Source organism: Aeribacillus sp. JST-2 (assembly GCF_056032925.1).
The window spans coordinates 234,522-249,792 of record NZ_JBVVUU010000001.1; the positions used below are offsets into that span (position 1 = coordinate 234,522).

Genomic DNA, 15,271 nt, shown 5'->3' on the forward strand with positions numbered 1-15,271 from the left:
GCACCGCTTTATTTTTTTTCCGCTTTATGCAAAAATGAAAATAAAAGTTTAGAAAGGGATTCATCAATGAAATTGCTATTTATAGGAGATGTGGTCGGGGCAAAAGGAAGAGAAATGATGGCGCAATATTTGCCAAAATTGAAACAAAAATTTGACCCGCATGTCGTTATTGTCAATGGCGAAAACTCGGCGCATGGGAAAGGTATGACGTTGAAAATCTATCAACAGCTGGTTTCCTACGGGGCTCAAGTGATCACGATGGGAAACCACACATGGGACAAAAAAGAAATATTTGAATTTATCGATGAAGCCAAAAACATCGTTCGGCCGGCCAATTTTCCTGAAGGGACGCCAGGAAAAGGAATTTTGTATATACCGGTGGAAGGAAAAGAATTGGCTGTCATCAACTTACAAGGCAGAACGTTTTTGCCTGCGATCGACTGTCCGTTTCGCAAAGCGGATGAACTGCTTAATGAAGCATTGAAACGAACCCCGTATATTTTCGTCGATTTTCATGCGGAAGCAACAAGCGAAAAACAAGCGATGGGCTGGTATTTGGATGGCCGCGTATCCGCTGTGGTAGGAACGCACACGCATGTTCAAACAGCTGATGAAAGAATTTTGCCGAAAGGAACCGCTTATATTACGGATGTAGGGATGACGGGTCCTTATGACGCCATATTAGGTGTCGAAAAAGAAGCCGTATTGAAAAAATTTTTAACAAGCCTCCCCATTCGTTTTGAAATTGCCGACGGCCGGGGACAACTGAATGCTGTTTTCATTGAACTTGAAGAAAGAAGCGGGAAAGGAAAATCGATCAAAAGGATCCTCATTAATGATGACCATCTGTATTTTGAATAACCAAAATGAGAATTTTTAAAAAAATGATAAACCAAGCAGGAATACAAAAAGTATTTAGTGAATATAGTATCAATGGGATAAAACCCAACAACCCAATTGTTCAAGAGGGGATGAGTCTTCCTGAAAAATGCATCTAACAGCATTTGATCCAATGAATGTTCACGAACTATTGTAAAAAATGAAGGGGGTACCAGGAATGGAAATATTAAAAGTTTCAGCAAAATCTAATCCAAACTCTGTCGCTGGAGCGCTTGCAGGGGTGTTAAGAGAACGAGGAGCAGCGGAAATTCAAGCGATCGGGGCAGGTGCGCTAAATCAGGCTGTTAAAGCGGTAGCGATTGCAAGAGGATTTGTTGCTCCAAGCGGAGTTGATTTGATTTGTATTCCTGCTTTTACTGATATTCAAATTGATGGGGAAGAACGAACCGCCATTAAGCTGATAGTGGAGCCTAGATAAGTTTTCGCCCAATCTGATTCTCTTTTCAGGGAATCAGATTGTTTTTTTATTTTAATGTTGAGAAACTCGATCGGTTTTATTATAATTTAGATAAAACAAGTTGGGGGAAGATGCTTGTTTTTTTGAGATGATAGGTCTAAAATTGAAATCGTTTAGGTTTTTAACAAAAATCTATGAACATAGATTCATAGACCTTGCACATCATTACGTTTTTCCAGATTTTTTAAATCCGAAGGAGTGTACATAGGAAATGGTAAATCAACTCTCATGGAAAGTTGGCGGACAGCAAGGAGAAGGAATTGAAAGTACAGGAGAAGTATTCGCAATAACGCTCAACCGTCTTGGTTATTACTTATATGGATACCGTCATTTTTCTTCCAGAATTAAAGGAGGGCATACAAACAATAAAATTCGCGTCAGCACGACAAAGGTGCGGGCAATCAGCGATGATTTAGATATACTTGTCGCTTTTGATCAAGAAACGATAGACTTTAATTTTCATGAATTGAAAGACGGGGGAATTGTCCTGGCAGATTCGAAGTTTCAGCCAAAAATTCCGGAAGGCAGCAATGTTTCCTTATATGCGGTCCCCTTTACAGAAATTGCGACAGAACTAGGAACTTCCTTGATGAAAAACATGGTGGCCATTGGAGCGACAAGCGCTGTTTTGGATCTTGAGCCATCATTGTTTCAAGAAGTCGTTCAAGAAACATATGGGAGAAAAGGAGAACAAGTCGTCCTGAAAAATATGGAAGCCATTCGAAAAGGCGCCCAATATTTAAAAGAAGAATTAGGTTTTGATCGCACCGATTACCATTTGGAAAAAGCGGACGGCAAAAAACGGCTGTTCATGATCGGCAACGATGCGATTGCACTTGGCGCAATAGCTGGAGGAGCTCGGTTTATGGCTGCCTATCCGATAACGCCGGCTTCCGAAATTATGGAATATTTGATTAAAAAACTGCCGGCTCTTGGCGGGACAGTCATTCAAACGGAAGATGAAATTGCGGCAGCAACAATGGCAATCGGCGCTAATTATGCCGGTGCAAGAGCCTTTACCGCTTCTGCAGGCCCAGGTTTATCTTTGATGATGGAATCGATCGGGCTTTCTGGAATGACGGAAACGCCGCTTGTCATTGTCGATACACAGCGCGGGGGACCGAGCACAGGACTACCGACAAAACAGGAGCAATCCGACTTGATGGCGATGATTTACGGCAATCACGGCGAAATTCCGAAAATCGTCATTGCGCCGAGCACAGCGGAGGAAGCTTTCTATGATACGGCGGAAGCTTTTAACTTGGCGGAAGAATATCAATGCCCAGTCATTATTTTAAGCGATTTGCAGCTTTCTTTAGGAAAACAATCGGTTGAACCTCTTTCCTATGAAGCAATCCAAATCCGCCGCGGAAAGCTCGTTGAAGAAGAGGAACTTCAAGAACAGGAAAATAAAGAATCATTTAAACGGTATCAATTGACAGAAGATGGTATTTCTCCAAGGGTTCTTCCTGGAATGAAAAACGGAATTCATCACGTAACAGGGGTAGAACATGATGAAACAGGAAAACCGTCAGAAGCGGCAAGCAATCGGAAAGCGCAAATGGAGAAACGGCTGCGCAAATTGCAGCAAGTGAAATTTCATAATCCAGTTCATAAAAACATCCATCATGATGAGCCGGACATCTTGTTTATCGGTTTTAACTCAACGCGCGGCGCTATTGAAGAAGCAATGGATCGGTTAGAGAATGACGGAGTGAAAGTAAACCATGCGCACATCCGCCTCATTCATCCGTTTCCGAAAGACGAGTTGCGCCCGCTGATTGAAAAAGCCAAACATGTCATCGTTGTCGAGCATAATGCAACAGGGCAATTGGCGAATATTACAAAAATGAATGTTGGATATGCGGATAAAATTCATTCGCTTTTAAAATATGATGGCAATCCGTTTTTACCAAACGAAATTTATTCCCAAAGCAAGGAGATGTTCTAAATGGCCACTTTTAAAGACTTCCGCAACAATGTAAAACCGAACTGGTGCCCAGGTTGCGGCGATTTCTCCGTCCAAGCAGCAATCCAAAGAGCAGCGGCAAATATCGGTTTAGAACCTCATCAGCTTGCTGTCATTTCCGGGATCGGCTGCTCAGGCCGGATTTCGGGATACATCCATTCATACGGTTTTCATGGAATACATGGTCGGGCGCTGCCGATTGCCCAAGGTGTGAAAATGGCGAATCAAGATTTAACCGTTATTGCGGCTGGAGGCGATGGCGACGGTTTTGCCATCGGCACAGGGCATACGATCCATTCAATGCGCAGAAACATTGACATTACGTATATCGTAATGGATAACCAAATTTACGGGTTAACAAAAGGGCAAACATCGCCAAGAAGCGATTTTGGATTTAAAACGAAAAGCACGCCGCAAGGTTCTATTGAATCCCCTCTGTCTGTCATTGAAATGGCTTTGACAGCAGGAGCGACATTTGTGGCTCAAAGCTTTTCGTCTGATTTGAAGGATTTGACATCATTAATCGAGCAGGCGATTCAGCATAAAGGCTTTTCCTTTATCAATGTGTTCAGTCCATGCGTCACCTACAATAAAATTAATACGTACGACTGGTTTAAAGAAAATTTGACGAAGTTGAGTGATCTCGAAGGATATGATCCGTCCGACAAAAAAATGGCAATGCGGACGTTAATGGATCATAACGGACTTGTCACAGGCCTAATCTATCAAAATAAAGAACAAAAATCATACGAAGAACTCGTTCCGGGGTTTGGCGAAACGCCGCTTGCTAAAGCCAACCTGAAACTGAGTGAAGAACAGTTCAACCAATTGGTAGCTGAGTTTATGTAAGAGAGGTTTTCCTCTCTTCTTTTTTTATGGAGAGAGGTTATGGCAAAAAGTTGATCTCCGTCAACCGGCGGATGAAAACATCAAGGAAGACGGATCGTTTTTCAGTTGCGGCGCATGGAAAAAAGTTTCCTGATTTTGTATGCAAATCCAGCGGGGTCTTAACAATCATGAAAAATATTTCATTGTGATATTCTTTAATAACGTTTATAATGATAAATTGTACGTTAACAATGTTCCAATATAAGATATTTTCTGAAAGGAGATATAAAATGAACGAAAAGCAACGAGCTGAACTAACAGGGCAAATTGCAGCAGCTAATCCTTCGGACAAAAAATCCGAAAAGGATTACAGCAAATATTTTGAACGGGTCTACATCCCCCCTTCCTTAAAAGATGCAAAAAAACGGGGCAAAGAAGAAATCAAATATCATAAAGATTTTGACATTCCAGATGAACTCAAAGGAATGGGAGAAGGGAGAAAATTTTATATCCGCACGTACGGCTGCCAAATGAATGAACATGACACGGAAGTGATGGCAGGCATCTTTATGCAGTTGGGCTATGAACCGACGGACATTCCAGAAGAAGCGGACGTCATTTTGCTAAATACATGCGCCATTCGGGAAAATGCGGAAAATAAAGTATTCGGCGAAATCGGCCATTTGAAGCCGCTCAAAATGGAAAAGCCGGATCTGATTTTAGGTGTATGCGGCTGCATGTCGCAGGAAGAATCCGTCGTCAACAAAATTTTGAAGCAGTTCCAATACGTAGATCTCATTTTCGGGACCCACAATATCCACCGGCTTCCGTTTTTGTTGAAAGAAGCCTACATGTCGAAGGAAATGGTTGTAGAAGTTTGGTCTAAAGAGGGAGATATCATTGAAAACTTGCCGAAAGTCCGCAAAGGCAATATCAAAGCATGGGTCAACATCATGTATGGCTGCGACAAATTTTGCACGTATTGCATCGTTCCGTATACGCGCGGAAAAGAGCGGAGCCGGCGTCCGGAAGATATCATTCAAGAAGTCCGGCATCTGGCTGCCCAAGGATATAAAGAAATTACATTGCTTGGCCAAAACGTTAACGCTTACGGAAAAGACTTTGAAGATATCGATTACGGCCTCGGTGATTTAATGGATGAATTGCGGAAAATCGATATTGCCAGAATCCGGTTTACAACGAGCCATCCGAAAGATTTCGACGATCGTTTAATTGAAGTTCTTGCAAAAGGCGGCAACTTGGTCGATCACATTCACCTGCCTGTTCAATCGGGAAGCTCGGAAATCTTGAAGTTGATGGCGAGAAAATATACGCGTGAACAATATTTGGAGCTTGTCCGCAAAATTAAAGAAGCGATCCCGAACGTTTCGTTAACAACAGACATCATTGTCGGCTTCCCGAATGAAACGGAGGAACAATTTGAAGAAACACTGTCTTTATATCGTGAAGTCGGATTTGACAGCGCCTATACGTTTATTTATTCTCCACGTGAAGGCACGCCAGCCGCAAAAATGAAAGACAATGTCCCGATGGAAGTGAAAAAAGAACGGCTGCAGCGGTTAAATGCCCTTGTTAATGAAATTTCCGCCCAAAAAATGCGGGAATACGAAGGAAAAGTGGTTGAAGTATTGGTGGAAGGCGAAAGCAAAAACAATCCGGACATTTTGGCTGGGTATACGCGAAAAAATAAACTTGTCAACTTTAAAGGCCCGAAATCGGCCATTGGCCAGCTTGTCAAAGTGAAAATTACGAAAGCAAAAACTTGGACGCTGGATGGGGAAATAATCGAAGAGACTGTTGGGGTGAAATAACATGGGCTATACGAAAGATGATATTTTGGAAAAAGCAAAGGAACTAGCGCAAATGATTGCGGAAACCGACCAGGTCGATTTTTTTAAAAAGGCTGAGGCGCAAATTAATGAAAATCAAAAGGTTCGCGAAATGATTGCCAGCATCAAAAGTTTGCAAAAGCAGGCGGTCAATTTCCAGCATTTCGGCAAGCATGAAGCCCTTAAACAAGTAGAAGAGAAAATCGACAAACTTTATGAGGAATTAGATCAAATTCCGATTGTCCAGCAATTTAAAGAATCGCAAATCGAAGTCAATGATCTTCTTCAACTAGTTGCCAACACCATCTCAAACCATGTAACAGATGAAATCATTCGAACAACCGGAGGAAACCTTTTAACGGGAGAAACCGGCGCACAAGTTCGCAACAAGTTGAAAGGGACTTGCCATTAAATCGTGCTGATGGGATCAGCACGATATTTTTGTAAAGCAGAACAGGGGCTGTCTAAAAAGTCCATTTTAGTCTTTTATGTTCGTAAAGTAAAATCCCGAGAATGTTGATATAACAGCTTTTCAAAGTTCAGGCTGAAAAACCACTTTTCTTTTCGGACAGCCGCTTGATTCGTCTGATTTTCCTTTCGAACTTTGTCCAATTCAGTTCAACTGCCAACCGGCATTCTCCTTCTCAAAAAACGATAGCATCACATTTCAACACTTTGTTATCCCACCAAAACCCTCTTCAATCGAAAAAAACGTCAAAAAATGAGTAATAAACCTTCTAAATTTTTCGTACATATTTTCAAGCTCTTGCATAGAATGAATTAGAAGCTTTTATGGAAAGAGAAGGCCTGTCCATTTCAAAATTTTTTACGATTGTTTGAGGAGGGTTCGGCAAATGGCTGAATACAGAGAAATTATAACAAAAGCAGTGGTGGCCAAGGGACGAAAGTTTACACAAGCGACACATACGATTTGCCCCAATAAGAAACCGGCAAGCATTTTAGGTGGTTGGATCATAAATCATAAATATGATGCGCAAAAAAAAGGAAAGACGGTTGAAATTGAAGGAACATACGATATCAATGTTTGGTATTCATTTGATGAAAACACCAAAACGGAAGTGGTAACGGAACGGGTCAAATATTCGGATGTTTTGAAATTAAGATATAAAGATGACCAATATTTGGATGATGAACATGAAGTGATCGCCCGCGTACTCCAACAGCCGAATTGCTTGGAAGTGACAATATCTCCAAACGGGGAAAACATCGTCGTTCAAGTTGAAAGGGAGTTTTTGGCAGAGGTCATTGGCGAAACAAAAGTTGTGGTAGCCGTTCATCCGAACCAACTTTCTGAATCCGATGATGAATGGGAAGATTGGGAAAAAGATTTAGAGGAGGAGATGGAAGATTTAAGCCCTGAATTTTTTGAAGGGGAACCGGAAGAATAATAAAAAACTAGGAGGATTCGCTTCCTAGTTTTTTTATTATTTGATCATTTCATCGGGATACTCTCGTTTATGCTATAATAAAGTAGTAAGTGATACATAAATTGGGGGATGAACATGGCACAATACACGCCAATGATCGAGCAATATTTGAAAATCAAGGCAGACTATCAGGATGCCTTTTTATTTTTTCGTTTGGGCGATTTTTATGAAATGTTTTTTGAAGATGCCATTAAGGCATCACAAGAACTTGAAATAACATTGACAAGCCGCGATGGAGGCGGCGAAGAAAGAATTCCGATGTGCGGGGTTCCATACCACTCCGCAGCAAGCTATATTGAACAGCTGATTGAAAAAGGGTATAAAGTGGCAATTTGCGAACAAACAGAAGATCCGAAGCAGGCAAAAGGAGTTGTCAAGCGTGAGGTCGTTCAGCTGATCACTCCCGGGACGCTGATGGAAGGAAAAGGGATCGGCGAGAAGGAAAACCACTTCATCGCCTCCATCACACTTTCTGAATCTTTTATTGGCTTGGCCTTGACGGATATTACGACAGGAGAATCGTATGTTACGCAGCTTTCGACAATGGAAGATTGTTTAAGTGAACTCTATTCCCGCAAAGTGAAAGAGATTGTCATTGATAAGGAATTATCGGATGAATGGAAAAAACGGATTTTGGAACGGCAAACGGTCACTTTTTCAGTTGAGACGGATTCTTCAATTTCCGAGCAAATGGCCTCTATTACCGGACATTTGCCGGATACACGGTTAAAAGAAACATTTGCCAGACTCTTTAATTATTTGCGGAGAACGCAAAAACGCACGCTGGACCATTTGCAAAAAGTGGAGTTTTATCAATTAAATCAATATTTGAAACTGGACATGTATTCAAAGCGGAATCTGGAATTGACGGAAACGATCCGCTCAAAAGGGAAAAAAGGCACCTTGCTTTGGCTGTTGGACGAAACGAAGACAGCGATGGGAGCCCGCCTTTTAAAGCAATGGATTGACCGCCCTTTAATTGATCAAAAGGAGATCGAAAAGCGGCAAAGCATGGTCGAAACGCTGATGGACCATTTTTTTGAAAGGGAAGAACTGAGGGAGCTTTTGAAGGAAGTATACGATTTGGAACGGCTGGCCGGAAAAGTTGCGTTCGGAAATGCAAATGCAAGGGATCTTGTTCAATTAAAAAAATCCCTTGAAAAAATACCGCAAATCCGCCTTTTGTTGTCTTCTTTAAACAATCGCATTTTTGATCAAACTTTACATGATCTTGACCCTTGCGAAAGCTTGACACAATTGATTGAAAAGGCGATTGTGGAACAGCCGCCCCTTTCCGTCAAAGAAGGGAACATTATCAAAGACGGTTTCCATCACGAATTAGACCGTTACCGGGATGCCGCCAAAAACGGAAAAACGTGGATTGCCGAATTGGAAAAGAAAGAGCGGGAAAAGACAGGCATAAAGTCGCTGAAAGTCGGCTATAACAAAGTGTTCGGCTACTATATTGAAGTTACGAAAGCAAACCTTCATTTGCTGGAAGAAGGAAGATATGAACGAAAGCAAACGCTGGCCAATGCCGAACGATTCATTACGCCCGAGCTGAAGGAAAAAGAAGCTTTGATATTAGAAGCGGAAGGCAAAATGGTTGATCTCGAATATGAATTGTTCGTCCAAATTCGCGATCAAGTAAAGCAATATATTCCTAGATTGCAGCTTTTAGCAAAGAAGGTGGCAGAACTTGACTGCCTGCAATGCTTTGCGGTGATAAGCGAAGAAAGGCATTACACAAAACCGGTGTTTTCCGATGCGGAGCTTTTGATAAAAGACGGGCGGCATCCCGTTGTCGAAAAGGTGCTGGAATCTGAAAACTATGTCCCGAATGACTGTTTGATGAAAGAAGGCCGAACGATTTTGTTAATTACTGGTCCAAACATGTCAGGCAAAAGCACCTATATGCGCCAAATCGCTTTAACGGCGATCATGGCGCAAATCGGCTGTTTTGTTCCAGCCAGTGAAGCGGTTTTGCCGATTTTTGATCAAATTTTTACGAGGATCGGCGCGGCCGACGATTTAGTTTCAGGGCAAAGCACGTTTATGGTGGAAATGCTGGAAGCGAAAAATGCGATTTTACATGCAACACATCGAAGTTTAATTCTTTTTGATGAAATAGGGCGCGGAACATCAACTTACGACGGCATGGCTCTTGCGCAAGCTATTATTGAATATATTCACGATCATATCGGAGCCAAAACGCTTTTTTCCACTCATTACCATGAATTAACAGTTCTTGGGGATGCCTTGCAAAATGTGCAAAATGTCCACGTACGAGCCGTGGAAGAAGACGGGAAAGTAGTCTTTCTCCATAAAGTGGAGGAAGGAGCTGCAGATCGAAGCTATGGCATTCATGTCGCCGAACTGGCTGGGCTGCCTGATCCGTTAATTGCAAGAGCGAAAAAAATTTTGGACAAGCTTGAGGGAGAACAGAAACAAGAGAGAACGGAAGGGCAAATGGCGGATAAACCGGAAAAAGTGAGCCAGCTTTCATTTTTCGGGGATGAAACAGCAGAGAAGAAAAAAGAAACAGGAAAGAAACTGTCAGCGAAAGAAAAAGAGGTGCTATCGATCATCTCGTCGCTTGACTTATTAGATATGACGCCTCTTGAAGCGTTAAATAAATTGTACGACATTCAAAAGAAATTAAAAAATAGGTGATCGGTATGGGAAAAATTGTGCGCCTTGATGATGCATTATCGAACAAGATTGCGGCAGGCGAAGTTGTGGAAAGACCTGCTTCCGTTGTGAAAGAGCTCGTTGAAAATGCGATTGATGCCAACAGCACAGTTATTGAAATTGAAGCGGAAGAAGGAGGTTTGAGCAAAATTCGCGTTGTCGATAATGGCGACGGAATGGAGCCAGATGATTGCGAAATGGCTTTCGAACGGCATGCGACAAGTAAAATTAAGGATGAGACCGATTTATTTCGTATAAAGACGCTCGGATTCCGCGGCGAAGCATTGCCGTCGATCGCCTCGGTCTCCCATCTTGAACTGAAAACGAGCACAGGCGATCAACCGGGAACCAAAATGACGGTAGTCGGCGGGGAAATCAAAACAAAAGAAACAGCCGCCAGCCGAAAAGGCACGGACATTACCGTCACGAACTTGTTTTTTAATACGCCGGCGCGATTAAAATATATGAAAAGCCTCCATACGGAACTGGGGAGAATCACCGATGTGGTCAACCGGCTGGCTCTTTCCCATCCGGAGATTTCCTTTCAATTTACTCATAACGGCAAAAGACTTTTGTATACGAACGGGAAAGGTGATGTCAGACAAGTTCTCGCCGCCATCTATGGGGTGCCGGTCGCAAAAAACATGTTTCCGGTTCATCTCCGCTCCTTGGACTTTGACATTCACGGCCATTTATCATTGCCCGTTGTGACGAGGGCTTCGCGAAATTATATTTCAACCATCATTAACGGGAGATTCATCAAAAACTATGCAATTGCCAAAGCGGTTGAGGAAGGATATCATACGCTGCTGCCGATTGGCAGATATCCGATCGTCCATCTGCAAATCGAAATGGATCCGGTTTTAGTGGATGTCAACGTCCATCCGGCAAAACTTGAAGTGAGAATCAGCAAAGAAACGGAATTATATGAACTGATTGTCAACGGCATTCAGGAGGCCTTCAAGAAAAAAACGCTGATACCATCACTTGCAACGGTCAAAAAATCCAAGCCTTTCAGCGAACAGCAGCAATTTCAATTTGAACATCAAACTGTCAAGGAACCTCAACATCCTAAACCTTCTTTTGCGTTAAAAATGGAAATGGATGCAGGGAACCAAGAGGCTCACGCCTTTATTGACAATGAAAAATCTGTTGGACAGCAGCAACCGGTTTTTGTGGAAGAAACGGCAGAACCTTCCCATACGGATCCATTGTCAGAGGTCAACAAACAATCAACAAAACGCACAGAAGAAGAAAAAGAAGAAGAAACAATGGACAAGAAAGAGGCAAAGGAAAGCCGGATTCCGCCAATGTATCCGATCGGACAAATGCATGGCACCTATATTTTGGCGCAAAATGAAAAAGGTTTATATATCATTGACCAGCATGCGGCTCAAGAAAGGATTAAATATGAATATTACCGAAGAAAAGTGGGCGAAGTTGCAAACGAATTGCAAGAAATGCTTGTGCCGTTGACATTAAATTTTGCGGCTGATGAAGCAGTGCTGATTGAGGAAAATATCGAAGAACTGAAAAAGGTAGGGGTGTTTTTAGAAAGCTTTGGACCGAACAGCTTTATCGTCCGCTCCCACCCGACATGGTTTCCAAAGGGGGAGGAAAAAGAAGTAATCGAAGAACTGATTGAGCAGGTGCTGAAAACAAAAAAAGCCGACATTCACCGACTGCGCGAAGAAGCTGCAATCATGATGAGCTGCAAAGGTTCAATCAAGGCGAATCAATATTTGCGGAACGAAGAAATGTTTGCATTATTGGAATCGCTTCGTAAAGCGGAAGATCCATTCACATGCCCGCACGGCCGTCCCATCATCATTCATTTTTCAACTTATGAACTTGAAAAGATGTTCAAGCGGGTGATGTAGGCTTTTGACAGCAGGAACATGAGATGGCGGCCGGAATTTTCCTGTCTGCTGGCATTTCCGCACATTGCCGCTTGTTTTGGCAGTTGGCAAAACAAGGACAAACCGTATAAAATGAGCCAAAATAGGAAAGAATATATTGGTGTTTTCCGTGAAATAGTGGTAACATGAACATGAATGTGTTTTCGAAAGTGTGATGGAAATGACGGAAGAAAAAGAGAAGCTTGTCGTCATCATTGGTCCGACAGCGGTAGGAAAAACAAAAGTAAGTGTAAAACTGGCGAAGCGACTGAACGGCGAAATTGTAAACGGGGATGCGATGCAAGTTTATAAAGGGATGGATGTGGGAACCGCAAAGATTAAAGAGGAAGAAAAGGAAGGAATCCCCCACCACCTTTTTGACGTGAAAGAACCGACGGAAGACTTTTCAGCGGCCGATTTTCAAAAACTTGCCATCGAAAAAATATCGGAAATTGCCAAAAATGGCCGTATCCCGATTCTTGTCGGTGGCACCGGATTATATATTCAAGCCGTTTTATATCACTACAATTTTACGGAAAATTCATCAAATCCGGCATACAGACAACGATTTGAAAGAATGCTGCATGAACAAGGAAATATTGCGTTACATAATCTTTTAAAAAAAGTGGATCCGGAGAGTGCAGCAAGGATTCATCCGAACAATGCAAGAAGAGTGATCCGCGCTTTGGAGATCTTTTATTCTACGGGAAAAAGCATGAGCGAACATTTAAAGGAGCAAGAAGAACAGGAACGCTACAATGCGGCGATCATCGGATTGACGATGGAACGTGCCGTTTTATATAAAAGGATTGACGATCGGGTGGATCAAATGCTTGCGGAAGGTTTAGTGGAAGAAGTAAAAAGGCTTTATGATCAAGGAATCCGGGATGTTCAGTCGATTCAGGCGATCGGCTACAAAGAATTATACAAATATTTTGATGGCAATGTTTCGCTGGAAGAAGCGGTTGCAACTTTAAAGAAAAATACGAGAAGGTATGCAAAAAGACAATTTACTTGGTTCCGCAACAAAATGGATGTCAAGTGGTTTGATATGACACCCCCAGTGTCATTGGAAGAAAAAGTAAATGAAATTTTTCATTATGTAGCAGGAAAGCTGCTACTTGAGAAGAAATATTAACATATAGAGGATATGAGGAGGACGAATGATGAAGCAATCGATTAATATTCAAGACCAAGTGTTAAACCAATTGCGGAAGGAAGGAATTTATGTAACCGTATTTCTTCTAAACGGCTTTCAAATTAGAGGGCAAGTAAAAGGATTTGACAATTTTACGGTTCTCATTGAATCGGATGGCAAACAGCAGCTAATTTATAAGCACGCGATTTCAACTTTTGCTCCGCAAAAAAACGTGCAAATTGAGTTTGAATCGTAAACCCAAAACCGGAGATCTCTTCTCCGGTTTTTTCACATTATGGAGTGGAAAATAGGCGGATAGTTGATAAATCGGCAAGGAAAAACAATCTATTTCACGGCAAAGGAACATCCGGCTTTTAGGCGGAGCAGGATGATTGCAGCTTGTATCCGGAGAGTGCCGTTTTGCCTGTATGGATAAAACCATTTCTTTTTTTTGAAAAAAAGGTTTGTACCGCTTGGGTGAAAGCATACAAATAAATAATGAAACTTTCTTTTCCAACATATTTTTCATAAATCCTATAAAACAATGAATCAAAATAGGGGCAAATGCGGGGTGAGGCCATTGGAACAAGCAGTCACCTTTAAAAACAACGGTCAAATTAACATTGTATTGGGACAAAATAAAGCTGACCAAGAAGCGAAAAAGGATAAAGCAAATGCTTATGATCTATCCTTTCCGAAAACGGCCACCAGACACGAAGTATTGAAGGAAATTGAACAGGAGATGGGCGCTTTAGTAGGAATGGAAGAAGTGAAGCGACTGTTAAAAGAAATATATGCATGGATTTTTGTCAATAAAAAGCGGGAAGAACAAGGTTTAAAAACGGAAAGGCAAGCACTTCACATGTTGTTTAAAGGAAATCCGGGAACGGGAAAAACAACGGTTGCCCGCCTAATCGGCAAGCTTTTTTTTCAAATGAACGTACTTTCCAAAGGACATTTAATTGAAGCCGAAAGAGCGGATCTTGTCGGTGAATACATCGGCCATACTGCGCAAAAAACGCGCGATCTTGTAAAAAAATCGATCGGCGGCATTTTGTTTATTGATGAGGCGTATAGCTTGGCCCGCGGAGGAGAAAAAGACTTTGGCAAGGAAGCTATTGATACCCTTGTAAAACATATGGAAGATAAGCAGCACGATTTTGTATTGATTTTAGCCGGGTATCCAAGAGAGATGGATCGTTTTTTATCCTTAAATCCCGGACTGGAGTCCCGGTTTCCGATTGTCATTGACTTTCCCGATTATGCAGTCGATGAACTGATGGAAATTGCAGGAAAAATGATGGAGGAAAAAGAATATCGCTTCAGCAAAGAGGCGGAAAGCAAATTAAAGGAGCATTTAGAAAAGGTCAAACACTCCACTCATCCGACAAATTTTTCAAACGGAAGGTATGTGCGGAACATTATTGAAAAATCCATTCGGGCCCAAGCAATGAGGCTACTTTTATCGGATAAATACGGAAAAGAAGATTTGCAGCTTGTAAAAGAAGAAGATCTGATCTTAACGGTTTGAAAGCTGGAGCACTAAAACGAAAAATTGACGCAAAAATTGGAGCTAAAGAAGGGCGAGAGCAGTCGGGAAGGCTGCTTTTTTTTCGTTTCAAAACAGATGAATCGATGGAAAATAGCTGGCAGCTAGATAGGGATGGATCTTACTTGAAAAAGCCGAGAATATCGATTCTATTTTTTCAATGGCTTAAATGGCTTCTATTTGGTAATCTTAATTTTGAACTGTTTTCCTATATTGATTTAGCTGACAAGGAGGTAGAAGGTGAATCAGCAAAATGAAAAAGTCATCCTTGTTGGGGTGAGATTGCCTGAAACAGATGAGGAACCATTTTTTTATTCCATGGAGGAACTGAAGTCGCTGACGGCAACAGCTGGCGGAAACGTGTTGGCCGTATGCACTCAAAATCGTTTGCGTCCTGAACCTTCAACCTATATCGGAAAAGGCAAATTGGCAGAGGTGAAACGGTTAGTTGAAGAGCTGGAAGTGGATCTTGTCATATTTAATGATGAACTTTCGCCGAGCCAGCAAAGAAATTTAGCGTATGATTTACAGGTGAAAGTCATC

At 41.9% G+C, this 15,271-nt stretch carries 13 protein-coding genes; all 13 read left to right on the forward strand.

All coding sequences use genetic code 11. From position 1 onward, the window contains the following. The first annotated feature begins 66 nt into the window (after positions 1 to 66). Positions 67 to 861, forward strand: coding sequence for a TIGR00282 family metallophosphoesterase (locus AC0KTX_RS01250; protein ID WP_474250404.1), 795 nt, complete (start codon positions 67 to 69; stop codon positions 859 to 861). 196 nt (positions 862 to 1,057) lie between these two features. Further along, positions 1,058 to 1,318, forward strand: a complete 261-nt coding sequence (gene spoVS / locus AC0KTX_RS01255; protein ID WP_003181955.1) for a stage V sporulation protein SpoVS — start codon at positions 1,058 to 1,060, stop codon at positions 1,316 to 1,318. A 250-nt stretch (positions 1,319 to 1,568) separates the two neighbouring features. Next, on the forward strand, positions 1,569 to 3,308 hold the full coding sequence (locus AC0KTX_RS01260; protein ID WP_474250405.1) for a 2-oxoacid:acceptor oxidoreductase subunit alpha: 1,740 nt from the start codon (positions 1,569 to 1,571) through the stop codon (positions 3,306 to 3,308). Next, positions 3,309 to 4,175, forward strand: coding sequence for a 2-oxoacid:ferredoxin oxidoreductase subunit beta (locus AC0KTX_RS01265; protein WP_474250406.1), 867 nt, complete (start codon positions 3,309 to 3,311; stop codon positions 4,173 to 4,175). A 269-nt stretch (positions 4,176 to 4,444) separates the two neighbouring features. After that, on the forward strand, positions 4,445 to 5,986 hold the full coding sequence (gene miaB, locus AC0KTX_RS01270; RefSeq protein WP_474250407.1) for a tRNA (N6-isopentenyl adenosine(37)-C2)-methylthiotransferase MiaB: 1,542 nt from the start codon (positions 4,445 to 4,447) through the stop codon (positions 5,984 to 5,986). Position 5,987: 1 nt separating this feature from the next. After that, entirely contained in the window at positions 5,988 to 6,416 is a 429-nt protein-coding gene (locus tag AC0KTX_RS01275) for a YlbF/YmcA family competence regulator (RefSeq protein WP_474250408.1), read from the forward strand. Positions 6,417 to 6,858: 442 nt separating this feature from the next. Beyond that, positions 6,859 to 7,413: an outer spore coat protein CotE gene (locus AC0KTX_RS01280; RefSeq protein ID WP_474250409.1), complete on the forward strand. Its 555-nt coding sequence runs from the start codon at positions 6,859 to 6,861 to the stop codon at positions 7,411 to 7,413. Positions 7,414 to 7,527: 114 nt separating this feature from the next. Then, the gene (mutS, locus tag AC0KTX_RS01285) at positions 7,528 to 10,125 is read left to right on the forward strand and encodes a DNA mismatch repair protein MutS (protein WP_474250410.1); all 2,598 of its coding nucleotides are present in this window, start codon (positions 7,528 to 7,530) and stop codon (positions 10,123 to 10,125) included. A 5-nt stretch (positions 10,126 to 10,130) separates the two neighbouring features. Further along, positions 10,131 to 12,023 (forward strand): DNA mismatch repair endonuclease MutL, encoded by a 1,893-nt coding sequence (mutL, locus tag AC0KTX_RS01290; RefSeq protein ID WP_474250411.1) that lies wholly within the window; start codon positions 10,131 to 10,133, stop codon positions 12,021 to 12,023. 199 nt (positions 12,024 to 12,222) lie between these two features. Beyond that, positions 12,223 to 13,179, forward strand: a complete 957-nt coding sequence (gene miaA, locus AC0KTX_RS01295; RefSeq protein WP_474250412.1) for a tRNA (adenosine(37)-N6)-dimethylallyltransferase MiaA — start codon at positions 12,223 to 12,225, stop codon at positions 13,177 to 13,179. 28 nt (positions 13,180 to 13,207) lie between these two features. Further along, positions 13,208 to 13,435, forward strand: a complete 228-nt coding sequence (gene hfq / locus AC0KTX_RS01300) for an RNA chaperone Hfq (RefSeq protein ID WP_474250413.1) — start codon at positions 13,208 to 13,210, stop codon at positions 13,433 to 13,435. 315 nt (positions 13,436 to 13,750) lie between these two features. Next, on the forward strand, positions 13,751 to 14,710 hold the full coding sequence (gene spoVK / locus AC0KTX_RS01305) for a stage V sporulation protein K (RefSeq protein ID WP_474250414.1): 960 nt from the start codon (positions 13,751 to 13,753) through the stop codon (positions 14,708 to 14,710). A 258-nt stretch (positions 14,711 to 14,968) separates the two neighbouring features. Continuing rightward, positions 14,969 to 15,271, forward strand: a 303-nt coding sequence (locus AC0KTX_RS01310) for an HflX-like GTP-binding protein (RefSeq protein ID WP_474250415.1), incomplete at its 3' end; no start/stop codon positions are given.

Bases quoted from the DNA above. Each gene is read 5' to 3' on its own strand.
- AC0KTX_RS01250 (WP_474250404.1), top strand. From the start codon at position 67: ATGAAATTGCTATTTATAGGAGATGTGGTCGGGGCAAAAGGAAGAGAA.
- spoVS (WP_003181955.1), top strand. From the start codon at position 1,058: ATGGAAATATTAAAAGTTTCAGCAAAATCTAATCCAAACTCTGTCGCT.
- AC0KTX_RS01260 (WP_474250405.1), top strand. From the start codon at position 1,569: ATGGTAAATCAACTCTCATGGAAAGTTGGCGGACAGCAAGGAGAAGGA.
- AC0KTX_RS01265 (WP_474250406.1), top strand. From the start codon at position 3,309: ATGGCCACTTTTAAAGACTTCCGCAACAATGTAAAACCGAACTGGTGC.
- miaB (WP_474250407.1), top strand. From the start codon at position 4,445: ATGAACGAAAAGCAACGAGCTGAACTAACAGGGCAAATTGCAGCAGCT.
- AC0KTX_RS01275 (WP_474250408.1), top strand. From the start codon at position 5,988: ATGGGCTATACGAAAGATGATATTTTGGAAAAAGCAAAGGAACTAGCG.
- AC0KTX_RS01280 (WP_474250409.1), top strand. From the start codon at position 6,859: ATGGCTGAATACAGAGAAATTATAACAAAAGCAGTGGTGGCCAAGGGA.
- mutS (WP_474250410.1), top strand. From the start codon at position 7,528: ATGGCACAATACACGCCAATGATCGAGCAATATTTGAAAATCAAGGCA.
- mutL (WP_474250411.1), top strand. From the start codon at position 10,131: ATGGGAAAAATTGTGCGCCTTGATGATGCATTATCGAACAAGATTGCG.
- miaA (WP_474250412.1), top strand. From the start codon at position 12,223: ATGACGGAAGAAAAAGAGAAGCTTGTCGTCATCATTGGTCCGACAGCG.
- hfq (WP_474250413.1), top strand. From the start codon at position 13,208: ATGAAGCAATCGATTAATATTCAAGACCAAGTGTTAAACCAATTGCGG.